This is a genomic window from Enterococcus sp. S22(2020) (genome assembly GCF_020295385.1).
Classification (GTDB): domain Bacteria; phylum Bacillota; class Bacilli; order Lactobacillales; family Enterococcaceae; genus Enterococcus_L; species Enterococcus_L dunnyi.
In genome coordinates this window covers 230,474-255,823 of the sequence record NZ_JACFUD010000006.1, presented here as the reverse complement: position 1 = coordinate 255,823, position 25,350 = coordinate 230,474, and the positions used below count along the sequence as shown (strand labels likewise).

General features: G+C 38.1%; 21 protein-coding genes. 20 read left to right on the top strand and 1 reads right to left on the bottom strand.

From position 1 onward, the window contains the following. Nucleotides 1–60 precede the first annotated feature (60 nt). The 6 genes from fosX to H3T55_RS13820 all read left to right on the top strand — a co-directional run bounded on the left by fosX (nucleotide 61) and on the right by H3T55_RS13820 (nucleotide 7,088). Nucleotides 61–462, top strand: a complete 402-nt coding sequence (gene fosX, locus H3T55_RS13845) for a FosX/FosE/FosI family fosfomycin resistance hydrolase (RefSeq protein ID WP_225534774.1) — start codon at nucleotides 61–63, stop codon at nucleotides 460–462. Nucleotides 463–932: 470 nt separating this feature from the next. After that, nucleotides 933–2,528, top strand: a complete 1,596-nt coding sequence (gene abc-f / locus H3T55_RS13840) for a ribosomal protection-like ABC-F family protein (protein WP_225534775.1) — start codon at nucleotides 933–935, stop codon at nucleotides 2,526–2,528. A 293-nt stretch (nucleotides 2,529–2,821) separates the two neighbouring features. After that, on the top strand, nucleotides 2,822–5,476 hold the full coding sequence (locus H3T55_RS13835; RefSeq protein WP_225534776.1) for a fibronectin type III domain-containing protein: 2,655 nt from the start codon (nucleotides 2,822–2,824) through the stop codon (nucleotides 5,474–5,476). Between the two features lie 10 nt (nucleotides 5,477–5,486). Next, nucleotides 5,487–6,023, top strand: coding sequence for a hypothetical protein (locus H3T55_RS13830; RefSeq protein ID WP_225534777.1), 537 nt, complete (start codon nucleotides 5,487–5,489; stop codon nucleotides 6,021–6,023). A gap of 64 nt (nucleotides 6,024–6,087) precedes the next feature. After that, complete coding sequence (locus H3T55_RS13825) at nucleotides 6,088–6,744, top strand: hypothetical protein (RefSeq protein WP_225534778.1); 657 nt, start codon at nucleotides 6,088–6,090, stop codon at nucleotides 6,742–6,744. Between the two features lie 23 nt (nucleotides 6,745–6,767). Continuing rightward, nucleotides 6,768–7,088 carry a hypothetical protein gene (locus H3T55_RS13820; protein ID WP_225534779.1) on the top strand — a complete coding sequence of 107 codons (321 nt, stop codon included), beginning with the start codon at nucleotides 6,768–6,770 and terminating at the stop codon, nucleotides 7,086–7,088. On the opposite strand, the gene H3T55_RS13815 is transcribed toward H3T55_RS13820, so the two are convergent. Beyond that, on the bottom strand, nucleotides 7,085–7,249 hold the full coding sequence (locus H3T55_RS13815; protein WP_225550202.1) for a hypothetical protein: 165 nt from the start codon (nucleotides 7,247–7,249) through the stop codon (nucleotides 7,085–7,087). The genes H3T55_RS13820 and H3T55_RS13815 overlap by 4 nt on opposite strands. A 134-nt stretch (nucleotides 7,250–7,383) precedes the next feature. Here H3T55_RS13815 and H3T55_RS13810 point away from each other — a divergent pair, with 134 nt between their 5' ends. From H3T55_RS13810 to H3T55_RS13745, 14 genes are all read left to right on the top strand, one after another. After that, nucleotides 7,384–8,847, top strand: a complete 1,464-nt coding sequence (locus H3T55_RS13810; RefSeq protein ID WP_087642117.1) for a glycoside hydrolase family 1 protein — start codon at nucleotides 7,384–7,386, stop codon at nucleotides 8,845–8,847. A 445-nt stretch (nucleotides 8,848–9,292) separates the two neighbouring features. Next, nucleotides 9,293–9,985, top strand: coding sequence for a response regulator transcription factor (locus H3T55_RS13805; RefSeq protein ID WP_225534780.1), 693 nt, complete (start codon nucleotides 9,293–9,295; stop codon nucleotides 9,983–9,985). Next, complete coding sequence (locus tag H3T55_RS13800; RefSeq protein WP_225534781.1) at nucleotides 9,982–11,355, top strand: sensor histidine kinase; 1,374 nt, start codon at nucleotides 9,982–9,984, stop codon at nucleotides 11,353–11,355. Before H3T55_RS13805 ends, H3T55_RS13800 begins: the two co-directional genes overlap by 4 nt. A gap of 111 nt (nucleotides 11,356–11,466) precedes the next feature. Then, nucleotides 11,467–12,126: a PepSY domain-containing protein gene (locus H3T55_RS13795; protein ID WP_225534782.1), complete on the top strand. Its 660-nt coding sequence runs from the start codon at nucleotides 11,467–11,469 to the stop codon at nucleotides 12,124–12,126. A 218-nt stretch (nucleotides 12,127–12,344) separates the two neighbouring features. After that, the gene (locus H3T55_RS13790) at nucleotides 12,345–12,884 is read left to right on the top strand and encodes an HdeD family acid-resistance protein (RefSeq protein ID WP_087642121.1); all 540 of its coding nucleotides are present in this window, start codon (nucleotides 12,345–12,347) and stop codon (nucleotides 12,882–12,884) included. Nucleotides 12,885–13,048: 164 nt separating this feature from the next. Then, a complete protein-coding gene (locus tag H3T55_RS13785; protein WP_225534783.1) occupies nucleotides 13,049–13,876 on the top strand; it encodes an AraC family transcriptional regulator in 828 nt (275 codons plus the stop codon). Between the two features lie 114 nt (nucleotides 13,877–13,990). Continuing rightward, on the top strand, nucleotides 13,991–15,259 hold the full coding sequence (locus tag H3T55_RS13780; RefSeq protein ID WP_225534784.1) for a PTS sugar transporter subunit IIC: 1,269 nt from the start codon (nucleotides 13,991–13,993) through the stop codon (nucleotides 15,257–15,259). Between the two features lie 2 nt (nucleotides 15,260–15,261). After that, nucleotides 15,262–17,478 carry a beta-glucosidase BglX gene (gene bglX / locus H3T55_RS13775; protein WP_225534785.1) on the top strand — a complete coding sequence of 739 codons (2,217 nt, stop codon included), beginning with the start codon at nucleotides 15,262–15,264 and terminating at the stop codon, nucleotides 17,476–17,478. A 178-nt stretch (nucleotides 17,479–17,656) separates the two neighbouring features. Then, entirely contained in the window at nucleotides 17,657–18,271 is a 615-nt protein-coding gene (locus H3T55_RS13770) for a nitroreductase family protein (protein ID WP_225534786.1), read from the top strand. A gap of 36 nt (nucleotides 18,272–18,307) precedes the next feature. Further along, the gene (locus H3T55_RS13765) at nucleotides 18,308–19,399 is read left to right on the top strand and encodes a FecCD family ABC transporter permease (protein WP_225534787.1); all 1,092 of its coding nucleotides are present in this window, start codon (nucleotides 18,308–18,310) and stop codon (nucleotides 19,397–19,399) included. A gap of 3 nt (nucleotides 19,400–19,402) precedes the next feature. After that, nucleotides 19,403–20,167, top strand: a complete 765-nt coding sequence (locus H3T55_RS13760; RefSeq protein WP_225534788.1) for an ABC transporter ATP-binding protein — start codon at nucleotides 19,403–19,405, stop codon at nucleotides 20,165–20,167. Between the two features lie 41 nt (nucleotides 20,168–20,208). Further along, complete coding sequence (locus H3T55_RS13755; RefSeq protein WP_225534789.1) at nucleotides 20,209–21,216, top strand: ABC transporter substrate-binding protein; 1,008 nt, start codon at nucleotides 20,209–20,211, stop codon at nucleotides 21,214–21,216. Nucleotides 21,217–21,634: 418 nt separating this feature from the next. Continuing rightward, a complete protein-coding gene (locus H3T55_RS13750) occupies nucleotides 21,635–23,851 on the top strand; it encodes a M60 family metallopeptidase (RefSeq protein WP_225534790.1) in 2,217 nt (738 codons plus the stop codon). A 416-nt stretch (nucleotides 23,852–24,267) separates the two neighbouring features. Beyond that, the gene (locus H3T55_RS13745; RefSeq protein ID WP_412523577.1) at nucleotides 24,268–25,206 is read left to right on the top strand and encodes a phosphate/phosphite/phosphonate ABC transporter substrate-binding protein; all 939 of its coding nucleotides are present in this window, start codon (nucleotides 24,268–24,270) and stop codon (nucleotides 25,204–25,206) included. The last annotated feature ends 144 nt before the right edge of the window (nucleotides 25,207–25,350 follow it).

Below are 25,350 nucleotides of genomic sequence, written 5' to 3'. Positions count from 1 at the left end.
TTAGCAAGAAAACAGAAAGAATTGTTATTAGGGTTAGCTAATAATAAAAGGAGAAAAAATATGCAAATCATCAGTCATATGACATTCATTGTCCATGATTTAGAAAAAGCAACACAGTTTTTTGAACAAATTTTTGGTGCGAAAGAAGTCTATTCCAGCGGAGAAACAACATTTTCAATTGCTAGAGAAAAATTTTTCCTGATCGGAGATCTGTGGATCGCAATTATGGAAGGTGAACCGCTGCCGACAAAAACATACAATCATATCGCTTTTAAGATTGAAGAAGCAGATTATGAGTTGTATTTAGAAAGAATCGATCGATTGGGATTAGAAATAAGAAAAGGTAGAACGCGTGTCGAAGGGGAAGCTAGCTCCATTTATTTTTACGATTTCGATAATCATCTGTTTGAGTTGCATACGGGGACATTAGAGGAACGCTTAAAACAGTACCAAAAAAAATAAGTGCGCATTGAAGAACTTCATGATACAATCAATGTATCGATTAAAAAGGTGGTGAATAAGTACGATGGTCAACATGTCAAAAATAACAGCAAGTAATTCATTTATGTTAATGTATCTGGCTTTTTGTCATGTCATTATTTCCAATTTTTTATTCCAAGGCACAAGTGTGTCCAATTTAGGATAATCAATTGAATAAAACAGACCATTCAGACTTATTTACTTAAAGAGTATTCATGATTAAATAACAAGTCGGTGTTAGAAGCCTTAGTACTTACAATAGTAGATGACTGTGAAGGTTGAACAATTTTTGTTCAACTTTTTTTGCTTACTTTAAAGTAATGTTCGGAGAAAAATGACTATCTAGAGACTTATTTGATTTTTTGAATACCGTTTTAAAAAATAGAAAATTCAAGCCTCAAAGCATAAGCAATCATTTTGTTGATCTGTCTGAATGGCAGAAAGAGGGAAAAATGTTAATACAATTACAAAATATAACTAAAAATTACGGTGCTGTTCCATTATTTGAAGCACTGAACCTGCAAATCGACAAAGGAGAGAAAGTTGGATTGATCGGCAGTAATGGTTCGGGTAAGTCAACACTACTAAAAATAATCACGGGTACCGAATCCCAAGATCTAGGAACTGTCAGCCGTAAGAAAAACAGTAAGATCGGCTACCTAAATCAAATTCCAGAAGCAACAGAACAAGAGGTGAAGCATTATTTATTAGAAACGTTTTCTGCTTTACTTGAGATTCAACAGCAATTGAGTTATTTAGAACAGAAAATGACTGAACCAGAATGTCAATTGGAACAAATTTTAGCTCGATACGGACAAAAACAAGAAGAATTCACTCAAGCGGGCGGCTATGAAATGGAGAATCGTTTAACGATGATCGCAAATGGTTTAATGATCGCTCATCTTTTAGAGAAAAAGCTTTCTGATTTGAGTGGTGGAGAATTAACGATCGTAGCATTAGCAAGAGTTCTATTACAGGAGAATGAGCTTGTTTTATTGGATGAACCGACCAATCATCTTGATGCACAAAGGATCTCGTGGTTGGAAGGATATCTAGCCTACGAAAAGACTGCATATCTGATCGTTTCACATGACCGTTTCTTTTTAGATAATGTTGTTCAAAGAGTCATTGAGTTGGAAGATGGACGAATTCTTGAGTATAAAGGTAATTATTCAGCCTATAAAAAACAAAAAGATGAACAGCTCGAGAAGTTGAGAAAGGACTTTAATGAGCAGGAAAAAGAAGTGAAAAAATTAAAACAGTCGATTCGCCGTTTTCGACAATGGGGCTATGAAGGAGATAACGAGAAGTTTTTCAAAAAAGCAAAACAGCTGGAAAAACGGCTGGAAAAAATCCAAACAATCCCTAAACCAAAAGAAGAATCAAACAAAATTGGGAAGAATTTCAAAGAAACAGACCGTTCCGGGAAAGAAGTGCTTTTATTTAAAGGTGTCAGCAAAAGTTATGGTGATCAGTCTTTATTTACTCAGCTTGATTTCTCATTATTCTGGCAAGAACGTGCTGCTGTTATTGGGGAAAATGGTGTTGGTAAAAGTACTTTACTCAAATTGGCCTTGGACATGGAAAAGCCGGATGATGGCGAAATAAGACATGGAACAAATCTTAAAATCGGCTATTTATCTCAAGTTATTGACTACCAAAAGACAAAACAGACCATCCTCCAGCATTTTAGTGAGAGCTGTTCGCTATTGGAACAAGAAAGTCGCCAGATTCTGTCTAAATATTCATTTTATAAGGACGATGTGACGAAACAGGTTCGCTTTTTGAGTGGTGGTGAAAAAATTCGCCTAGAATTGGCTAAGCTGATGTACAACGAAGTAAATTTTCTTGTATTAGATGAGCCAACGAACCATTTAGATATTGAAACTAGAGAAGAAATCGAAGAGATTTTACAATTATTTAAAGGAACGCTGCTTGTCGTTTCTCATGATCGTTTTTTTCTACAGAAAATGTTTACTACATTTTTTGTGATTGAGGAAAAAGGAATCAAAAAAATAGAAGGAAGTTATATAGAAATCCTAAGTTAATATTTAAAGTGAATTGGCAAGAGATAAAGAGGAGGCAATCCCACTTTATCTCTTCTTTTTAATTTTTTTTTCCACTTTTTGAGCTAAAAGAGAGTCGTTATAAAAATAGAAAGAAAAACATAATAAAAAGTTTTGATGATTAAACTTAAAGTTTTATCAAAAACAAATGTAATTATTCAGAAAAAATAAAGAATAACGAAATTAAATTGATATTAATTAGAAATTACAATACAATGATAGTTATAGTAGATTCGTTATAGTTTTGTTTTTTTACAAGAGTAAAGGAGGCAATCGTGAAAAAGAATGTATCGCATGTTTTGATTTATTTTTTGATTCTGCTGATTTTCCCAAGCGATTGGTCCTACGCTTTAGAGGCAGAACCAATACAAGATAAGGAAGAAATAATTACGGAAGAAACTGCTGAATCTTCGGAGCATACAGAGCTATCTTCTGAATCAGCTGAACCTGATTTGGATGAGCATTCAGAAGAAAGTAGTGAAAATTTACCTGTAGATAAAGTAGAAAATAAAGAAATAAACGACAAAAATTTAGAAGAATTTCCATCAGATGATGTTGAATTGGATCAGACAAAGATTTCTCGGGCTGCTGTGCAGGCAGAAGATGGTTTTTGGCTAGTCGATTCAGCTACAACGCTAACAGAGTATTTAAAGGATAGTCAAAAATTAAAATTTCGTCTAACGAATGATCTAAATTTGGGAACTTCGGCTTTTCAATTGAAATCAGGAATGATCATTGATGGAGCAGGGTATACGATCACCTATAATAAAGCAGGTACAGCTGCTCAAGGCTTTTATACTAATCAGGCAGATGCTGTAATTGAGATTCGAAATACGCAGTTTGGTAATCCTGATGGCTCAGGAGCGGTTGGTTATTATGGGATCGTTACTGGCTCTGCTACAAATGTCACACTTATCTATGACTCTATTTCCTACTATTCAAATAATGGACAGATGATCTATAACCCTAACGGTTCGGTCATCATGAGAGGGAATAATACGATCGATCAAAAAGGAACGAGTACATACTCCCAAGAATGGGCAGAGATCAATTATGTAGAAATCGAGAATGGACAAACAACTATTGAACATTCATCGAATCAGACAAGTGCGTTTATTTGGTCGACAGGAACTGCTTCAGGAAATCCTCATGCGAATACCTCGCAAATTGTCGTAAGAGAAAACGCCAAGCTGGATATTAAGACAAACAGCAATATGACTTATGGGACGCTTGCTCCAAGCTATATTGTTGAGAAAAATGCTGTTTTTAACCTGGATAAGGTGACTTTGGCAACAGGCGGAACAAGAAATCAATTTTTTTATTCATCACAAACACAGCCAGTCAATTTTTCATTTCAGGAAAATGCCAAGGTCAATTTCATTTTACCGCTGCCGATCAACCTAAATACTTCAAAAGGAGGTATGGCAATCGGCAAGGATGCAGAAGTCTCGATCGATGTAGCCAGCGGGGCTATTTTTACAACAGGTTCATCTAGCTCATTCGCTGTGACAATGGATCACTCAAAGAAAGTTGCTTTTTCCAGCACTAGTGCAGGAACGCTTGGATTAAACGGAGCTAGTGGTGTAAAGAACTTAGGTTTTACTAGTGACTATTTACAAAAGGTTGAGACTTTTACAACAAATACAGCTACTTCACCGACGCACGAGATATTGAAACAAGCCTCTGATTTGAGTGTGCAAGGAGCTAATTTTACGAATCTAGCTAGCTCACCGGACCCTTTTGATACTCAAGAAATTGCGGCGTTAAAAGGCGCACAAAAAATCGTTTTTAGCGCATTTGTCGATGTGGCTGACCAATTAAAGCTTACAACAGCGAATGAAACGGCGACATCCGTTACGCTAAAAGGGACATCATTTAACAATGGGAGCCCAGCGTCTAAGGTCAAATTTTATTTATTTACCTCTATAGAAGATTTAAATCAACCGGATAAAGCGAAGCATATTTTATCATTAGACTCTTTTGATGATCAGCAAAATACGATGCTTGAGTCTGCTTATCAAGTGACAGCGACAATGCTAAATCCGAATACAAATTATTGGGCTCAAATGGTTGTGATTAATCAAGCAGGACAAAGTCAATTTTCAGAGTCAGTGTTAGTTACTACAAAGCCGCAATTGGAAAGCCTTGAAGCAAATGTTACGACCACATCAGCGGTTATAGAAGGAGTGCTGTCAACTGATACAGGCTACTGGACAGATTACTCTTCAGGAGAAGAATCAGGTGTTGGCGGGCAAGCTGCGTATTATGGCGGAAACTATCAACAAGTACAAGTAGAATATAGTACTGATAAGGAATTTGCAGCAGAGGATACGAACGTTCAACTGGCCGATTTATCTGGAGACAAAAATCAGTTGTTCAGAACTAAACTTAAAGGATTAAAAGCAGAAGTGACCTATTATGTACGAGTACGTGTTATTGGTCTTTCTGGAGAAGAAGTGATCTTGGCGTTGGATCCGTTGACCCAATTTACTACCATAGCAGAGATCATCAACGTGGAAGTGCCGATCGAAATGAATTTTCAAACGAGGAACAAAGATCTTGGGACAGCTCAACAAGGGCAAATCACTTCGCCGAATTATGCAGTTGTCAATAAAGGCAACACACCGACAAAAATCACGTTAACTAATTTGACGAAGGAAAATGCCGACGCTGGTCAGCTTCAGCTTTTAAGTGATCTCTCAGGAACTGAGGGAACTGAAGAATTGGCATTGAAGCTTTTGGTTGAAGCTAATCAGATTTCGACCCATTTTTTAACAAGTCAACTTGCAAGCCAGCCGCAAACGATCGGTGAACTAAATCCTAATGAACACCAAAGCTTAAGGTTAGAAGGGAAATATTTTAATCCTGATAGTGCCGCGTCATTTCCGCAATATAAATTGACGTTCAAAGTCGAAAAAAATGAAGAATAAGAGGATATCTATGGAACAACAAAACCAGAAGAATGAAAAGAAAAAGAACAAACGAATCCTGCTATTATTATTGCTACTGCTTTTAGCGGCAACAGCAGGTGGTCTCTATTACTATTTTTCAAATAAAACCGAACCTGTTCAAGTCGTTTCAGGAGATTATTTGCCTGATAGCAAAGGGGCAAAAAAAATGACCGATGCAGAACTCAAGGCAGCGGAACAAAAAGCTGTGGATGAAAGTAAATTCAACATGGTCATCAAATCAGTCGCAGTCTTTGAAACAGGGGAAAGTGAAGGTAGTCTTTACATTCAGAATCCAGTTGAAAATGGCTATCCGATCAATGTCGTCATCCGTTTAGATGAAACCGGTGAACAAGTTTACTCATCAGGAGCTATTCAGCCTGGCTATGAAATAACCAGTGCAAAGCTGGATAAAACATTAGCTAAAGGGGACCATCCCGCAACTGCGACGTTTGATATCTACGATGCAAAAACCAAGCAAAAGCGCGGACAAGTTCAAGCAGGAATCACACTCCAAATCAACAATTAATCACGAGTTTAACAGAGGATTCTGTTAAAAATAAATTATCACACACATAGAAGGAGAAACCAATATGAAGAAAACCAATTTATTAGTAGCAGCAGCGATGCTAAGTTTAAGTGTAACTGGTCTGACACACACAGCATTAGCGCAAACGATCGATGGAGAAAATTCAGCTGATGTGATCATCAACGGAACGATCGGTAAATTAGATAATACAGATCCAAATACAAACATTCCAGAAGGTTCTGATGAATGGATCAACGTTACTGTTGACACAGCAACAGCTTTCCACACAACAACAGCTAGCGCGCATAAAAACATCGAATCAGCGGATTACAGTATTGTAAATAATTCTGGGCGCGGCGTAGCTGTGACTCTGAATACAATTGCAGGAACACCAACATATGTAGACACATTGACGATCAATGCAAAGGGCACAGGATTAGTTAATACGCCTACTGCTACTAATTTAGTTGCAAGTAAAGCACTTGTTGATCTATCAAGTTCACCTGTTTGGATGACACTGGCAAACAAAGATGGTCGTCTGAATATCGACACGGATGCTGCTTCTGCATACGCAAATTCAGCAAAATTCTATTATACAGGTACAACAGTAGATAACTTACCAGCGGATGTGGATCAAACGGCTACGGCTGAAAATTACACATTGACATTGAAATTCACATCGATTCAAAAAGATGGGACAACACTTGGTGTGACACCATAAGGAATTAAAGGTCGTGATGAATGATGAAACAATTTAGTCTTTCGATCGTCACATGTATTCTTTTGATAGGCTGCAGCTTTAATTTTCCATTGCCGACACAAGCATCTGAAGCGGATATCCAAATTCGCGGAACGGTTGGCAGTGAGAGGCAAACAGAGATAGAACAGTCATCGAAAGAACCAGAAGTGAAACAAGAGCTTGCACAACCGAAACAAATACACATAGCGTTAAAAAAATTTCCCTACACAGGTAACAAGGCAAGTAACTTAGCAACAGTAGGTTTTCTCCTATTAACGATTTACCTGTTGCTATTGGTAAGGGAAGCACATAGAAAACATGATTAACTAAATGCATAGAGAACAACCAGAAGAATCAACTGAAATGTTTCTTCTGGTTGTTCTCTTTTTTTGAATGAAGATGGATGAAAGAAGCAAGGATTGACAGCGTTTTCCAGTAATGTTATGATTGATGTAATCAATGGAATGTAACTGAATTTTTCGGGCATAACCACGATATAGCAAAGAAGACACTCACGTTGTCATTTTTTCTATGTTGTGGTTTTTATTTTTTGATGGATGAAAGAAACTGCAGCTAGGCTAAAGAGAGCAAGACAAGAAAAAAAGTAAGGAGAAATGGCGAATGAGTAAATCAGGATTTCCAAAAAATTTTTTATGGGGCGGCGCAACAGCAGCAAATCAATATGAAGGTGGCTATTTATCCGGCGGCAAAGAGCTAAGTACATTGGATGCGATCACAGGGGGCAGTCATACAAAACCAAGAATGATCACTTATAAAACCAAAGAAGGGAAGGTCGAAACTTGTACGAGAGAGCAAGCGCTACCAGAAGGTGCGATCGGTTATGTAGATCCGGAGCAGTATTACCCAAGTCATGTGGCAACTGATTTTTACCATCATTATAAAGAAGATATCGCATTATTTGCTGAAATGGGCTTCAAGTGTTTCCGATTGTCGATCGCTTGGTCAAGAATTTGTCCAAAAGGTACGATGGAAGTTAATGAAGAAGGACTTGCTTTTTATGACAAGGTATTTGATGAACTCTTAAAATATGGGATCGAACCAGTTGTAACGATCAATCATTTCGATATTCCGATGTATTTAGCTGATGAGCTGGATGGCTGGTCAAGTCGTAAAGTGATCGATTATTTCTTGTTCTTCTGTGAAACACTATTTAAGCGCTATAAAAATAAAGTAAAATACTGGATGACATTCAACGAGATCAACTTTTTACGCAGCTGGACACAAATCGGTATCCATAAAAATGATAAACAAGCCAAGTATCAAGCTGCACATCATTTATTTGTAGCAAGTGCTAAAGCAGTTACATTGGGACATGAGATCAATCCAGATTTTCAAATTGGGATGATGGTTGCCTATATTCCGAGCTATCCAATGAGCTGTAATCCAGAAGATGTGATGGAAGCGATCCAATTTAATCGTGAGCAGGAATTCTATATCGATGTTCAAGTCAAAGGCTATTATCCTGCACACAAGTTAAAAGAATACGAACGGGAAAATATCGACATCAAAAAAGAAGCGGGTGACGATGAGATCATCCAAGCGGGAACGGTTGATTATATCGGATTTAGTTATTATATGTCGACTGTTTCAGCCTCTAATCCAGAAGAAGTGAAATACGTAGGCGGCAACCAAATGCCGGCTGTTAAAAATCCTTATTTACAAGAATCTGATTGGGGTTGGGCCGTTGATCCGTTAGGTTTACGTATTTCTTTATGTAAGCTGTATGATCGTTATAACGTACCTTTGTTTGTTGTTGAGAATGGCTTTGGTGCTGTTGATAAAATAGAAGCAGATGGGACTATTCAAGACGATTATCGTATTGATTACTTCAGTAAACATATTGCTGCAATGAAAGATGCGATTGAACTGGATGGTGTTGATTTGATCGGTTACACGCCTTGGGGCTGTATTGATTTAGTGAGTGCAGGAACAGGTGAAATGAAAAAACGTTATGGCTTCATCTATGTAGATATGGACGACGAGGGAAATGGTACGTTAGATCGTTCTAGAAAACAGTCGTTTTACTGGTATAAACAATTGATTGCTGCAAATGGTGAGCAATAGGAATAAATCCTTTAAAAAATATGAAGCATAAGTTGCTTAGGAGCAAGGGTTTGTTTTATATTGCTTGAACCACCATGGATTAACGATTAAAGTCTGAGACAAAAGAATAGGTCTCTTAAAAGTTGTACGTAGATTAATTATTTAGCTGACTGGTGTGAATTCGGTATCGAACCGGACTCATACCAGTCAGTTTGGTTTTTAAGGGGAAGCCTATCATAGGCAGCGCTAGAACTTGGTGATATGGGCCAAATAGTTTGACGTCTATTCTAGCTTGAACGTGATTTTTCGTTTCTGCATAATACTCCGAAGGGATGGATTCCCATAGTTGATCACTTCTATCCTAACTTTATTATATAGTTCAACTGCCAAAATGAAGATTTTTTCATCATGATTTGATTGACCTTGCCTAAAATACTAGGTACTCTATAAAAAAGGCGGTGGAAAAATGAATGATGTAGTCATTTTATTAGTTGAAGATGAAGCAAGCTTGGCAAATTTTATTTCGGAAGAGCTTCGTTTTGAAGGATATGAAGTGCTGTATGCTGCAGATGGTGAACAAGCATTGACCTTATATGAAGAAAACCAAGAGCGAATCACGATGCTTTTGCTGGACTGGATGCTGCCGAAATATGATGGAATCACAGTTGCTAGAAGAATCAGAAGGAACAGTCAAGTTCCTATTATTATGATGACCGCACGAGATCAATTGACGGATAAAGTTGTGGGTCTCGATGCTGGGACAGATGATTACATAACGAAACCGTTTGAAATAGAAGAATTACTAGCGCGGATTCGTGTGATTATCCGTCGAACAGCGCAAGCACAAGTTCAGTCGCTGATTTATAGCTATAATGATTTGATGTTGGATTTAACAAAACGAGTGGTTGAACGTTTCGGAGAAAGTATCCAACTGACACAAAAAGAATTTGAGCTCTTAGCAGAATTGATCAAGCGCCCGGAAGAAGTTTTGACCAGAGATGAATTGCTTAATGCAGTTTGGGGCTATGATTATTTTGGGCAAACGAATGTCGTGGATGTTTATATCCGTTCTCTTAGGAATAAAATGGATTACGAAGTAGACCAGCGATTGATTCAGACTGTTCGTGGTGTGGGCTATGTCTTGAGGAAGAAATCATGAAAAAGAGTAGCGCTTTATTTCAAGAGAAAAAAAATACGACACAATTTCAGTTGACTGCTCGATTTATTGGTCTATTGGTTTCTACAGTTTTAGTTTTAAGCGTATTGATCATGGGGATCACTATCGCTGAGCTGTACGACTCTGTAGAAAAACAAGCAGTTTTATTAGAGGATTCTCTCAAACGCAGTGGAGCAGAAGATGAAAAAGAATGGACTGACGTACTGACAAGCTATCGATCACAGGATAAATCTTCTTATTTGATTCGCGTAGGGTTAAATTCTGGTGAAGTAATCTATTCTTCAGAGGATGCACAAGAAATTTACGGGGAATTTTCTCGTTTAAAACAGTTGTTCTTTTTAGATCGGATTTTATGGACCGACGACATGGAGCCTTTTTATTATAACAGTTTTGAAGACCAAACAGGTAAGGTGACAATGCTAGTCGAAATGGAAGATCAATTCGAAGTGATCGGCAGGATTTTTTCGTTGACGATATTACTCACGGTCATCGTGATTGCCGTAGGTTCATTTGTTACCTATCGCTTTTCTAAAAAACTTAGCGGCTCATTAATTGTGATGAATGAAGAGATCACACAGTTGGAGGGTTCCATAGATGAAAAAATTTTGACTGTGCCTAAAACGCCGCAAGAAGTTCAGAACATCTCGAAATCTTTCAATCAATTACTGGACAGACAGCGATCATCCTTGAAGCGTGAGCAACAGTTTGTGACAGATGCTTCTCATGAATTAAGAACACCGTTAGCTGCGATTCGCGGACATGTAAATTTGATCAAGCGTCGTGGGGAAAAGCATCCTGAAGTGATTCCAACTTCTTTAGAATATATCGATAAAGAGTCTAAACGGATGGAGATTTTAGTGAATCAGCTGTTGACATTAGGACGTTTGGAAAATACTGGGGAAGGAGATACTCTCGATTTATCTCAATTGATCAAACAGACGATCGATGAACTCCGTATGATGATGACGCAAGAGTTGACTGTTCAAATCGAACCCGGGATCATGATCGTGGGGCAAAAAGAACATTTTTATCAAATTACTCGTAATTTAGTAGAAAATGCGATGAAGTATACAGAAAAAGAAGGCCAAATCCATATTCAGTTAGTAACTGCAGCAAGTCAAATTCAATTGATCGTTGAAGATTCTGGTATCGGAATTCCAGATGAAGATAAGGACAAGGTGTTCGAACGTTTTTATCGTGTAGATCAGTCACGGTCTAGTGAAATTGCAGGAACAGGAATTGGACTTGCGATCGTTAAAGGGCTGGTAGAACATTACCACGGGAAGATCACTATTTCAGATGTGCAGCCTAAGGGCACCCGTTTTACGGTTACTTTGTTACCTGAAACTTAAAAATGAAGATTTCTTCATTTAGCTTTCACGTTGGTTTATTTTTTTAGACACAACAGCCTGTTATGATACTTGTATAAAGAAAAACAACAACAACTCAGGAGGAATAATAGTATGAATAAAAAGGTTATAGTAGCAACAGTCGGTTTAGGTGTTCTTTTGGCAGGATGTACCAACAATAATAAGTCATTGGAAACAAAGGGTCAAAGTAAAGCGAGTACAGAGGTCAGCCAAACGATCACATTCGATTCAAGTACCAGTGAATCAAGTAATACAAAAACTACCGCATCATCTAACAAGACAACAAATGCAACTAAAAATCAAGTTCAGGTGAAAGTGTCACTGGAAGAAGCTGTTAAAGCATACCAGGAAGCTTATCCAAACACAGCGATCACCTCGTTAGATTTAGATCCGTCTTTTGGCACCTATTATTATGAAATAAAAGGAGTAGATGATTCTAAAGAATATGAAGTGAAAATCAATGCTGAAACTGGCGAACTGAAAAAAGAGCGTGAGGAAACATTAGATCGTGAAGATCAAAACGGTGTGGAAAAAGCGAATGAAGCGCTAGATTTAAACAACTTGAAATCAATGGATGATATCTCAAAAATCGCTGTTGACAGTTTTGGTGAAGGTCAAGCAATCGAATGGTCGTTAGAAAGAGAATTATCGACAACCTATTGGGAAGTCAAAGTTCAATCGGGGAATCAGGAAATGTCTGTGAAAATCAACGCTCAAACGGGCGATGTCTTAGAAAAAGAATTGGATGACTAGTATATAAAATTGAAAATGAGGTTGGGACAGAAGGGATCACTTCTGTTCTCACCGTTATCTGTATTCCAGGTGTCCGGGATTTGACTCGCAGAGTTTTGTCCCAGACCCCTTTTTTGTTATAAAATATTTGCTGATCGAGACCTTATCACTCGTCTTATTTGGAGAAATTCTATACAATTAAGAGGAACATAAGTAAATGAAACAACGGAGGGATCAGAATGAATAATGTTATGGAACAATTAAGAAAATATGCTCTTTTAAGAGGAATCGTCTACATTCTTTTTGGCCTATTGATCGTAGTTAATCCAAGAAGTGTTTTTCAAGCGGCAGTTTACTTTATTTCTGCGTACATTGCTATTATGGGAATTCTTAATTTGTATGACGGGTTTAAAGTAAAAAAAGCAACAGGTACTTACGGGATGAGCTTCCTTGGCGGAATCGTGCTGTTAGTCATTGCAGGGATCGTACTAGTTTTTGCGAAAGGCATCGTCAGTATTTTACCGATTTTCTTAGGTTTAGCCATCGTTATTGTTGGTGTTAGCCGTGGGATGCAGGCGGTCAATCTACGAAACTATGTCAATGTGAATTGGTTACCGATGTTGATTTATAGTGCAATTTTGATCATTGCAGGTTTAGTATTGACGTTTAATCCATTCAGCAGTGTGTTAGTACTGTTCCAATTATTTGGCGGGATTTTGATTTTTATGGGAATTGGTGAAGTTGTGGCCTTTTTCCAATTACGTAATATTGATCGATAGTTAAAGCTTAGGATAGACTGACAATGCGTTTGTTGGTCTGTCCTTTTTGTTATGTCTTTTATGATTTTTTTTTAGTAAAAAAGGATGAAGAGTCACTTTATTTTGTTAAGAGTGAAAATAGCTTATAATTTGCTTACTATTGTATAAAAGAAAGAGGTATCGGAATGAAACATGAGATGATTTCTCCAAATGAACATTATCCCTTTAAGCTATTCTCATTTACTTCAAGAAATCCAGATCGACTGATCAGCACGCATTGGCATGAAAGTGCTGAACTTTTATATTGCTTGAAAGGAAATTTAGAAGTTCGTTTTCCTCAGGTGGCTTATCTTTTAGAACCAGGTGATACATTATTCATCAACTCAAATATCATTCATTCTTCAAGAAGTCCACTGCCTAACGAGGTTTTTGTCATGCAGTTTCCATTGCATTTTTTACAAGAGATGACACAAAACCAATACAATGAGCAGTTTTTATTTAATTTGAATCCGTCTAAAGGACAAGATTCACGCATACAGTTGCTATTGGATCAGATTTTTCATGAGTATCAAACTCAGGAGCTTGCAGTCAACCTCTTGGTCAAAAGTCAAACATTGGCGTTACTTGCTTTATTAGTCAAAAACTATCGCATTCCTTTAGCTTCTCAGCAGTCCATAAAAAGCTTGAAGCATCTAGATCGACTAAAACAAATCAATGATTATGTACAGGAGAATTACTATCAATCATTGAAGTTAGAACACGTAGCTGAGGTATTTAATTATGATCCAGCTTACTTCTCACGCTTTTTCAAAAAATATATGGGGATTTCCTTTTCTGAATATGTTAATACTGTCCGTTTAGAAAAAGCTTATTATCAATTGAGAGATACTGATATGACTGTAATGGCGATTGCTATGGCAAATGGCTTTTTCTCTGTGAAGTCCTTTTACAATGTGTTTAAAAAGAATTACAACCTTTCACCTCAGCAATATCGGAAAAAATATTTCTCTTAGAAAAAGTCATTATTTTTCCGATTTTATGACGAATTGGGCAAAGAATTAAAGGATGATTGTCAGTATACTAAGTATAAGTAAAGCGCTTACTGTATTTTGAGAGGAGCAAGCAACATGAAGAAGAAGTTAGTGGATTTTTTTGATAAAGTTAGTCCATTTTTTGATAGAATGGGGAACAATCCGTACCTCCAAGCTATTTCTGGTGCAATGATGTCGACTTTGGGACCTGTTTTTATCGGATCGATCGCTGTATTACTTGTCGTGTTTATGAATATGTCCAAAACCTTACAAGGATTTACACAAGTCATTGATTTATTAGGAAAAGTCAATACATTTACCATTGGTTCGTTGGCCTTATATATTTCTGTTTTGATGGCGATCAACTTAGTTCGAAAACTCGATGAAAAAGAGGACTATGTCGCTGCTGGTATTATTTCGTTGATGAGTTTCTTATTGATCACACCATTAGATAAAACTGCTGATGAAGTTGCCGCATTACCAACGACATGGTTAAGTGCACAAGGCGTTTTTTCTGCGATGATCGTCGGTTTAGTCGTTGGTCGATTGTTTCTGACAATCAAACGTAAAGGCTGGACGATCAAAATGCCGGAAGGGGTTCCGCCAATGGTCACGCGGCTATTTGAATCCTTGATTCCAACCGTGTTGATCGGTGTTTTATTTATTCTGGTTGATTTTGGGTTTAGCTTAACACCTTTTGAAAATATGCATCAATTTGTATATACGATCATCCAAGAGCCGCTAAAAGGAATCGGTGGTTCAATTGGCGCTATGATCATTTTAAGTTTATTGCAACAAATATTATGGTTTTTTGGTATTCACGGAACCAATGTGATATTGCCTTTAGTAACGCCTTTATGGATGGCGATGGATGTGGAAAATATGAATGCTGTAACGGCTGGACAAACACCACCAAATATTGTTGGATTAGCCTTTTTCAATATCATTACGTTTGGGGGAATGGCACTGGGGTTAGTTTTATTGATGCTTAGAGCGAAAAGTAAACAGTATCGTGAAGTCGGAAAAATCTCGATCGTGCCTGCTTTATTTGGGATCACTGAACCAGTGATTTTTGGTTCACCATTAGTTTTGAACTTTGATTTAGCAGTGCCGTTCATTTTTAATAATAGTATTGCGTTGATTTTAGCGTATGTCTTAACCAAAATCGGTCTAGTTTCAAGGTTTGTCGGTGTTCAGGCGATCTTTGGGTTGCCGGTTGGTTTTCACGCAGCGGTTCAAGGCAGCATTTCAGTTATTATTTTACAGCTGGTGATCCAGTTAGTCTTATCACCGTTGCTTTGGTATCCGTGGTTCAAACGCTTAGACAACAAAACGTATTTGCAAGAGCAAAGTGAAGAGGTGTAGAAATGAAAGAGCAAGCACTAAAAGAATTATTGAACTCTTTGACTTGGGAAGAAAAAATCGGACAGTTGGTTCAATTATCAGGTGATTTTTTCCACGCAGATCAGTTAGCTGTTGGCCCGCAAAAAAAATTAGGTATCGATCAACGCATCGTTGATCAGGTTGGTTCAGTGCTAAATGTGACAGGAGCAGAAAAAACAAAAGAGATCCAAGATCGTCATATGGCAAAAAGTAGGCACAAAATTCCACTGTTGTTTATGGCCGATATCATTTATGGCTACCGAACAATTTTTCCGATCCCTTTAGGCTTAGGGGCAACGTGGAATCCAGATCTGGTTGAGTCAGCGTATCAGCAAACGGCAGAAGAAGCTAAAGCAGCAGGTGCGCATGTCACATTTGCACCGATGGTCGATTTAGTTCGCGATGCTCGTTGGGGCAGAACATTAGAATCAACGGGAGAGGATCCTGTGCTGAATGCAGCTTTTGCTAAAGCGATGGTCACTGGACTGCAAAAAGATCTTTTAAACGGTGGTGGGATCGCTTCTTGTGTGAAGCATTTTGCAGCCTATGGAGCAGCAGAAGGCGGTCGTGAGTATAATACAGTAGATATGTCTGAACGAAGGCTGCGTCAAGAATATCTGCCAGCGTATAAGGCAGCGGTCGATGCTGGTTGTCAATTAGTGATGACATCGTTTAATACCTATGACGGAATGCCTGTTACTGGCAATCAGTTCTTATTGAAAGAGATTTTACGCAAAGAATGGGGCTTTGATGGAGTGATCATTTCCGATTATGCTGCGATTCAAGAATTGATTGCTCATGGTGTGGCAGCCGATGATCGTGAAGCTGCAAAATTAGCGATCGAAGCCACAACTGATATCGATATGAAAACCCCCTGTTATGCAAAAGAGTTAGAACCGTTGATCGAAAATGGAGAAATCAGTGCAGAACTGGTCGATCGATCTGTTTATCGTGTATTGAAGTTGAAAAATGATTTAGGGTTATTTGAAGATCCTTACAGAGGTGCAAGCCAAGCATTAGAAGAACAAGCTTTTCTGACGGAAGAAAAACGTCGCTTAGCGAAAAAGGTCTCTGCTGAATCAGTTGTTCTACTGCAAAATAGAAATCAAGTGTTGCCGCTTGCACCTAATAAAGAAAAAGTGTTGCTGGTTGGTCCATATGGTGATAATCAAGAATTGATCGGACTGTGGGCGGTTCATGGTCAAAGAGAAGATGTAGTGACCATCAAAAAAGGCTTTGAAAACTATCTTGATCCGGAGCATCTTCTTTATACTCAAGGCTGTGATATGTTGGAAGACTATGCCTTTTTAGGAGAATTTGGGGCAACAAAAGACCAAATCGAACAGCTGGGGCTTGATGAACAAATGAAAGCAACTGAACTAGAAACGGCATTAGCATTGGCGCAACAGGCGGATACGATCGTTTTTGCTTTAGGTGAACATACGATGCAAAGCGGTGAAGCAGGAAGCCGTACAGATATCACTTTGCCTAAAATCCAGCAGGTCTTTTTGCAAAAAATGGTCGAGTTGAAAAAGAAAACAGTTTTGATCGTTATTAGTGGCAGACCGCTTGTGCTGACAAAAGAAATTGAGCAAGTCGATGCGATTCTTCAAGCGTGGTTCCCAGGAACAGAAGGCGGAAATGCTTTAGCAGATATCGTTTTTGGTCAAACCAATCCTTCCGGCCGTTTAAGCATGAGTTTTCCTTATTCTGTCGGTCAGCTACCTCTTTATTATAGTGAATTCAAAACAGGTAGACCGTTGACAAGCCCAACACATAAAGGGCGTTTTGTTTCAAAATATTTAGATAGCCCTAATGAACCGTTATTCTCCTTTGGGTTTGGTTTATCTTATAGTAAGGTCGAGTATTCTGAGTTGACACTTAACAGTGAGTATATGAATGAGTCATTGACTATTTCAGTAACAGTAAAAAATCGTTCTGATCGGTCAGCACAGGAAACGGTGCAGTTATATATTCAAGATGTGACTGGCTCAGTTGTTCGCCCGATCAAGGAACTAAAAGCTTTTCAAAAAGTTGATTTACGTGCTGACGAAGAGAAAAAAGTAACGTTTCATTTAACTAGAGCGGACTTGAAATTCTACACGAAGGAAATGCTGTTTAAGGAAGAACCTGGTAAATTCATCGTGTTTGTTGGACCTAATGTGAAAGAAACCTTGGAAGCTACTTTTGACCTTAAGTAAATGAAACATCATAATTAAAAACGAAGAAAAGCTGATTTGGTTTTTCTTCGTTTTTTTTATCTGAATGAAACTTGCAAAAATAGAAGTTGAATGGTACTCTTAATTTCTAATTGAGAATGATTTTCATTCGCATTTAATTGTGAATGTTTGTTTAAGTAGAAAAGAATGGAGGAAAAAAATGTTTAGTGCGTCTATCGAACAGGTGATCAAAGAGCGGCGAACGATTCGAACGATATCGAAGCAGCCTGTTTCTATTGAAGATATTAAAGCGTTATTGGAAGTGGCAAGTTATGCACCATTTCATTCTAAAGAGGAACCTTGGGCAGTCATTATGGTCATGTCACCAGAAGAGCGTAGTTTATTCGTGGAAAAAATCATGGATAGCTATGAGCGGATGAACATTTGGGCAAGGTATGACCAAGAACACTTAGCAGCGTCAAAGAAAAGAACTGAAGATTATTACCTGAGTGTTCCTGTAACATTGATTGTAACAGCACCGATTCATGAAAAGAAAAAAGCAAATTTTGAAGCCGTTGGTGCTGTTTCTGCATTTATCCAAAATTTCCAGTTAGCTGCATGGTCTCGAAATATTGGTGTTACTTGGCGTACAGTACCGATCATTTTTGATGATGTCTTTAAACAAGAGATTGGTGTTGGATCGGATCGTCAGATCATTGGTTTATTAGATATAAGTATGATCGATGAAGCAGTCAAGTTACCAAGAGCCAAGAGAAAAACAGTTGATCAGTGGGCATTTCATTTATCAGAAAAATTGTCAGAAAATAAAGAATAATAGAGCTATGTTCAGTTATTTAGGAGGCGCATTTTTTTGCAGGCAATCAAAGCAACAGAAGACAATCTAAAAGTGAAAACACAGCGGTATTATCCGCTCGTTTTGCTCGGCTTGATCATAGCTATTTTCATTTCGATCATTTATTCTTTGCTCAACGGTCAGGCGGATATTTCAGTGGATGACATTATTCAAATCTTATTATCAAAGCTATCGGGTGGAAGAGTTGGTTCATTAGATGGCGTTTCAAGCAATTCTGCGGTCAACATCATCTGGTTTGTGCGAACCCCCCGTGTGATCTTGGCTGTCTTTGTGGGAATGGGGTTAGCTGTAACAGGGGCTGTGATGCAGGCAGTGGTGCAAAATCCTTTAGCTGATCCTTATATTCTAGGGATTTCATCTGGTGCCTCTCTTGGAGCAACCTTTGCGATTTTGATCGGTTTTGGTACTGCCAGTGTATTTTCACAATTTGGCTTAGCTTTTGGAGCGTTTGTCGGTGCGATGGCAGCAGCCTTTGGTGTCTTGATCTTATCTAGCATCGGCGGGCGGATGACTTCTGTAAAATTGGTTTTATCGGGTTCTGTCATCGGTGCGCTTTGCAGCTCTATCTCAAGTTTTATTGTATACCTGGCCAATAATGCAGAAGGAATGAAAACGGTCACGTTTTGGGCGATGGGAAGTCTAGCTTCTGCAAGTTGGAATAAGTTGAGCGTCCTTTCAGTAACTGTCGTTTTGATCACTCTCTTTTTTTTATTTCAGTATCGTATTTTGAATGTGATGCTATTAGGAGATGAAGCGGCAATCACGTTGGGTGTTCCATTAAGTAGATATCGTAAGCTATATTTGATGCTTGCAGCCTTATTAACAGGTGTGATCGTTGCCTACTCAGGTATGATCGGCTTTGTTGGATTGATCATTCCGCATATCGTACGTGGTTTGACAGGTTCTGATCATAAGCGTTTATTGCCTGTATCAGCATTGACAGGTTCTCTTTTTATGATCTGGGCGGATGTCCTTTCTAGAACGCTGATCGCTACCGTAGAGCTTCCCATTGGGATCATTACTTCGGTCATCGGAGCGCCATTGTTCATCTATATTATCGTTAAAAAAGGATATAATTTCGGAGGCTAAGCTATGGAATTAAATGTGAAAGATCTGGCTATTACGATTGGGCAAGAGCAAATTGTTAAAAGTGTTTCTTTGCAAACTCAAAAAGACCAAATTGTCGGTATCATTGGAGCAAACGGTTGTGGGAAATCAACGATGCTGAAAGGAATTTATAAAGGGATCAAACCTCAAGCAGGCACAGTTTTTCTAGACGATCTAGATCTTTTAGCAGCTTCTGAAAAGAAAGTAGCGCAGCGGTTAGGTGTGGTCAATCAGTTTAATGAATTAAATTTTGATTTAACCGTTTTTCAGATGGTTCTCTTAGGTCGAACGCCGCATAAAAAATTACTTGAATCAGATACACCAGAAGATATTGAGATCGTGAATGATGCGTTAGCAAAAACCAATTTGACGAACTATGTCGATCGTAGCTTCCTATCGTTATCCGGTGGAGAAAAGCAACGAGTGATTTTAGCTCGTACGATTGCGCAGCAACCGAAATATATGATTTTAGATGAGCCGACCAATCATTTGGACATCCGTTATCAGTTGGAGATCTTAACGTGTGTGAAAAACTTAGGGATCGGCGTTTTGGCTGCGTTGCATGACCTAGAGTTGGCAGCTCATTACTGTGACTATATCTATGCGATGAAGGCGGGCAAAATCATTGCGGAAGGGAAACCAGAAGAATTATTTACAGCAGCATTGATCGAAGAAATCTATGAAGTAAAATGTACGATCTACACAAATCCGATCACAAAGCGTTTGGGATTTAATTATTCGCTGGACTAATGTGTAGAATTAAAATATATAGCAAATGAGGAAGCATAAAAATGAAAAAAATTGTAATGATCACTCTATTGAGTTTAGCGATTTTTACAGGCTGTGCAACGAAAGAACAATCAGCTAGTGATAAAGAAACAAGCACGGATTATCCAGTAACTATCAAGAACTATACTAGAGCGGAAGGCGCAGAAGGCTGGCAATCAAAGGAGCAAACATTTGAGAAAGCACCAGAAAAAGTTTTAGCCAATACACGACCGGCAGCAGAATTATTATTGCATTTAGGGTTGAAAGACAAAATCGCTGGAGTTGGAGCAGTTTTTGGAGCATCAGACATCACGGTCGAAAAAGATTTTGATCAGCTGAATCATCTATCAGAGGATTATATCGGTAAAGAAATGGCGTTGAGCGTAGATCCAGATCTTATCTATGGTCGCGGAGGTCTATTTGATAATCAAGACTGGGGCGTTGGCACAGTTGATAGCCTCAATGAAATGGGGATCAAAACATTTGTTTTACATTCCTCAGTAACAGGAGGGACATTTGATTCTATTTATGATGATATCGACAATTTAGGAAAAGTCTTTCATGTTAAAGATAAAGCAGAGTCATTTAAACGTGAACTGAAAGAACGTCAATCAGCGCTTGAAACGAAGCTTAAAAGGATAAAAGAAAAACGTACATTTGCCTATATCCATACCACTGATCCGAATGAACTTTATATCTATCCTGCTCATAATGAGACCTTTTTCAATGATATTTTTACAATGGTCAAACTAGAGAATGTTTTTAAGGATGAAAAGGGAGAAGTAAGTGTTGAAAAATTGATCGAAACAGATCCGGAAGTTCTGATTTTAGCTGACTGGAGCTCGACTAAAGGCGGGATCTCCGGTGAGAAAATGCTTGAAGGGATCATGAATAATCCTAAGCTTTCAAGCATGCAGGCAATCAAAAATAAACAAGTTTATACTGTCGATTATAACTATATGTTTGGTTATGGCTATCAATCTTTAGATGGAATCGAAAAATTGGCTGATGAAATGTATCTAGAAAAGTAACTGTTTAAATGAAGAAAGTGCGGAACAAAACTAAGTAACAGTTTTGTTTCGCACTTTAAAGCTTAATAAACGGCGGAAACAGAAGCAACTGTATGAATCGCCTGATATCGAAAGAACAACAAACATCGATTATATCCATTTTCTTACTTTCTGAAATTAACTCAAAAAAGTTTATTTTTCGGCGATTGTTGAACAAAAAAGGGATAAAATTGGTCCATCTGGTTACACTTTGTGGAGAGCGATTTTATGAAAGGATTTGTGAAATAATGAACTTGTTGGTGTTTTCACTTTTTTTAAGAAATAGAAATACTACAAAAGAAGAGCCATTTTTATTAACTAGGCTGAACATTTTTGACCTGATAGCAAGTTAAATCTCTCCTATACTTGACCTATATCAAAGAAAGGTAGGTTAATAAAAATGAACAAAAGAAAATATTATGTATCCGTAGGAGCGTCACTTTTAGCATTAGTTGCTGCTGGTATTATCCAAACAACAGACGCTTATGCTGATCCAGCGGCAAACGAAACAGCTTCAAAAGTGGAGCAAAAAAATGATCAGCTTCGTGTTGGTGTCCAATCAGAGCTTGTACAATCTGAGAATGCTAAACTTTACGCTGAAAAAACGTTGGATAATCCTAGAGGAGCTAGTAATAACCAGTCTACAGGTGTCTACAAAAGAAAGTCTGATACGATCACGATCTACGTAGATGAACAAACAGATCAAACAACGATGCCGACATATACGATTTCACCCATTAGTTTGAATGACTTTAGAGAAGGCAGGACGGAGACGTTTCCTTTAAAGAAGGGGAAAAATGTTATTACTAATACCAAAGAAGGAATCATCCATGTGCAAAATGTGACAAATCGTACTGTACAACAAAAATTAGTCATTAGTGTTGATGGTGGAGTGAAACTGCCTCGATACATCTTAGGAAAAACGACTGATTCCGATTGGCAAAATCAGCTGCGACAAAACCCGAATGCGCCAGGTTTTGAATTAGTTGGAAAACATACACTGATCACAGCTTCTAAAGCGAATTTAAAGCATGTAACAAACCCGAAAAGAACGATAGAAACATATGATAAAGTAGTCGATTTCCATGATGAGACATCTGGTCTGGATAATAGTTCTGCTTTGCATAGAAAAAGCCGGGGCGTGATACAGCATATGAGAGAAACAAAAGAGCCGGGATATTATATGTATGCTTGGTATAATCATACGGGCTACTCTATAGATTCCGGGATGCCTATTGTGCTAAGAGCTGAGCCAAATCGTGTTTGGGGACCGATGCATGAATTTGGTCATATTTATCAATCAAGTCGTATGACTTGGAAAAATAAAACTGAAGTGACAGTCAATATTTTTAGCATGAGAAGTGAGAAAAAATTAGGAGGTAGAAGTCGCCTAGAGACTGATCGTGTCTATGATAAAATGTTCGCTTATTTCAAACAACCAAATAAAAACTATGATTCGATCAATGATTACTTTATAGAACTAGGCATGTTTTGGCAGTTAGAATTGGCTTTTGGGGAAGATTTTTATCCGCAACTGCATAAACTATATAGAGAAGAAGCGAAAAGTTTAAACAGTGATTCAGCGAAACAACAATATTTTATTCTATCGGCATCAAAAATCGCAAATACGAATTTGACTCCTTATTTTGAAATGTGGGGACTGCCTGTCTCTTCAACAACGAAAAAAGAGTTACAACAATATCCTGAATTGACACATAAGATCTGGGAATACCGTGATGAAATGAAAAATCCAATCAGTCCGATCGATCCATCACAACCAGCAAAACCTGCTGCACCGACAGCACTTTCTGTTGTAGAAGCAAAACATGATTCAGTAAAAATCAAGTGGGCGCCAAGTCAAGGCAATCAACAATTGATAAAAGAATATATTATTTTTAGGGACGGCAGAGAAGTTGGTCGAACAGGAACAACTGAGTTTACAGATAAAACAGTTACTGGTGCTGCAACGTATTCTTATTCTGTCGCAGCAGTTAGTGCAGCAGGTACGCAGTCAGATAAAAGTACTAGCTTAAGAGTCAATACACCTTCTGGTCCAGGCACCGAGGTACCCGCTCCAACGAAACCGCTGAATCTTATCTCTAGCACTGCCACTCAACATTCGATTGATCTATCTTGGAGTCCATCAACTAGTTCGATCGGTGTTGTAGGATACCATATCTATCGTAATGGCGTAAAAATCAATACGGTGAATATGACGTCATTTAAAGATACTGGGCTACAAGCCAATACTTCATATACGTATCACATTACTGCTTTCGATAAAAATAACAAGGAATCTGAGAAAAGCGATAGCCTAGTGGTAAAAACAAAAGAAGGCAGCAGCCAAATCACTACATGGGATGCAAACAAAACGTATGACACTGGTGACCGTGTAACGTATGAAGGCTTAGAGTATGAAGCAAAATGGTGGACGAGAGGCACACGTCCAGATGAATCTGATGCATGGCTGCTTCTTTCAGATCAAGCCGTGGAATGGAATGCGAAAAAAGGCTATGATGGCGGAGCAAAAGTAACCTATCAAGGAAAAACATACAAAGCGAAACACTGGACAAGAGGAGATCAGCCAGGATCATCTTCTGTTTGGGAACTGATTTAATTCGGATCGCTTGTTGTTCATATAGATAAAAAAGCAGGACGTGAGCAGATAAATATCTGGTTGCTGTCCTGCTCTTATTTTTTACTACCTCTTTTTAATTTTGGAGAATGTTCGTGTTTTTCAGAAAAAAAGATGAGAAGTAAAAAAACAAAAATTGAAAAAGAAGGCTAGAATATTATCGGATTTATGCTATACTAAATTTAGTTTTGGACGATTATATTATGAGAGAAACAGTGAAAATTACTGAAAAGAAGATTTGCTGCAGTCCATGACGATTTAGTGATGATTACGAAGTGGAAATTGAAAATTTACACAATCTTTACGTCGTTATTATCAGAAGTTTACACCATTAAACTAGAATGAATATAGCTAAAATAGAAAAAACATTCGTTTTAGCTATGCCAAGATGCGAAAGGATGGAAAGAGTGAAAAAGAGAACGAAATTGTTAGGGTTATTATCAGTGATTGGTTTAAGTATCGGTTTACTTACAGGATGCGGTTCATCGGGCGATAAAAAGGCTGCTGATGATACTAAACCATTAGAACTACAATTTGTACCGACAAATAACGATGGCTCAATGGAGGCTAAAGCGAAACCTTTCGCAAAATATTTATCAGACAAATTAGGTCGCGAGGTCAATGTTACGTTAGCGACTGACTACTCTACGATCGTTGAAGCGATGGCTTCAGGTAAAGTCGATATCGGAATCATGCCGCCGTCAGCATATGTTCAGGCGCGTAATCAAAAAGCAGCAACAGCGATTTTATCTTCTGAATTAGGTGCGTATAACCGTGAAACAGGTAAGCCGGAAGATGGCAAATTATCTGGTACGTTCAAGGGAGAAATTTTAGTTAGAGCGGATAGTGGTATTGATTCATTGAAAGATTTGAAAGGTAAAAAAATCGCTACCTTGAGTCCAAACTCAGCAAGCGGCTATATTTACCCTGTTGTTGAGATGAAAGAAGCTGGGATCGATCCAACGAAAGATGTTACTTTGACGACAGTCAATGATATCCCAAGTGAAATCACAGCTGTTTTGAACGGCCAGCAGGATGCTTGTTTTGTGTTTGAAGGAGCTCGTAATGTATTTGCTTCAAAATTTGAAAAAGACGATCTATTCAAAGAGTTGAAAGTCCTTTACTTAACTGAAGGGGACATTCCGAATGACGCGATCGCTGTTCAGCCAAACATGGATAAAGATCTTCAGGCAAAAGTCAAAGAAACGTTCTTGGCAATGTCAGAAGACGAAGAAGGCTCTGAAGCGATGGCAATGTGGGGACATAAAGGCTATGTAGAAGCAGATGACAAAAACTACGATACCGTTGAAGAATATACGGAAAAAGCAGCGGAGTAAATTGAGTGTACATGAAAGAGTAAAGATCAAATGGATGAGATAAAAGCTATAGAAGTCAGGCGCTCTGTTATCATTTATTGTATGATAAGACCGCGGCTTCTGCTTTTTCTTGCTATTTTTTGAGTTTGGAGCGTGCACAAAAGT

Bases quoted from the DNA above. Each gene is read 5' to 3' on its own strand.
- H3T55_RS13755 (WP_225534789.1), top strand. From the start codon at position 20,209: ATGAAAAAAATTGTAATGATCACTCTATTGAGTTTAGCGATTTTTACA.
- H3T55_RS13785 (WP_225534783.1), top strand. From the start codon at position 13,049: ATGAAACATGAGATGATTTCTCCAAATGAACATTATCCCTTTAAGCTA.
- H3T55_RS13830 (WP_225534777.1), top strand. From the start codon at position 5,487: ATGGAACAACAAAACCAGAAGAATGAAAAGAAAAAGAACAAACGAATC.
- H3T55_RS13800 (WP_225534781.1), top strand. From the start codon at position 9,982: ATGAAAAAGAGTAGCGCTTTATTTCAAGAGAAAAAAAATACGACACAA.
- abc-f (WP_225534775.1), top strand. From the start codon at position 933: ATGTTAATACAATTACAAAATATAACTAAAAATTACGGTGCTGTTCCA.
- fosX (WP_225534774.1), top strand. From the start codon at position 61: ATGCAAATCATCAGTCATATGACATTCATTGTCCATGATTTAGAAAAA.
- H3T55_RS13780 (WP_225534784.1), top strand. From the start codon at position 13,991: ATGAAGAAGAAGTTAGTGGATTTTTTTGATAAAGTTAGTCCATTTTTT.
- H3T55_RS13795 (WP_225534782.1), top strand. From the start codon at position 11,467: ATGAATAAAAAGGTTATAGTAGCAACAGTCGGTTTAGGTGTTCTTTTG.
- H3T55_RS13820 (WP_225534779.1), top strand. From the start codon at position 6,768: ATGAAACAATTTAGTCTTTCGATCGTCACATGTATTCTTTTGATAGGC.
- H3T55_RS13810 (WP_087642117.1), top strand. From the start codon at position 7,384: ATGAGTAAATCAGGATTTCCAAAAAATTTTTTATGGGGCGGCGCAACA.
- H3T55_RS13825 (WP_225534778.1), top strand. From the start codon at position 6,088: ATGAAGAAAACCAATTTATTAGTAGCAGCAGCGATGCTAAGTTTAAGT.
- H3T55_RS13750 (WP_225534790.1), top strand. From the start codon at position 21,635: ATGAACAAAAGAAAATATTATGTATCCGTAGGAGCGTCACTTTTAGCA.
- H3T55_RS13815 (WP_225550202.1), bottom strand. From the start codon at position 7,249: ATGCCCGAAAAATTCAGTTACATTCCATTGATTACATCAATCATAACA.
- H3T55_RS13790 (WP_087642121.1), top strand. From the start codon at position 12,345: ATGAATAATGTTATGGAACAATTAAGAAAATATGCTCTTTTAAGAGGA.
- H3T55_RS13760 (WP_225534788.1), top strand. From the start codon at position 19,403: ATGGAATTAAATGTGAAAGATCTGGCTATTACGATTGGGCAAGAGCAA.
- H3T55_RS13770 (WP_225534786.1), top strand. From the start codon at position 17,657: ATGTTTAGTGCGTCTATCGAACAGGTGATCAAAGAGCGGCGAACGATT.
- H3T55_RS13745 (WP_412523577.1), top strand. From the start codon at position 24,268: ATGGAAAGAGTGAAAAAGAGAACGAAATTGTTAGGGTTATTATCAGTG.
- bglX (WP_225534785.1), top strand. From the start codon at position 15,262: ATGAAAGAGCAAGCACTAAAAGAATTATTGAACTCTTTGACTTGGGAA.
- H3T55_RS13805 (WP_225534780.1), top strand. From the start codon at position 9,293: ATGAATGATGTAGTCATTTTATTAGTTGAAGATGAAGCAAGCTTGGCA.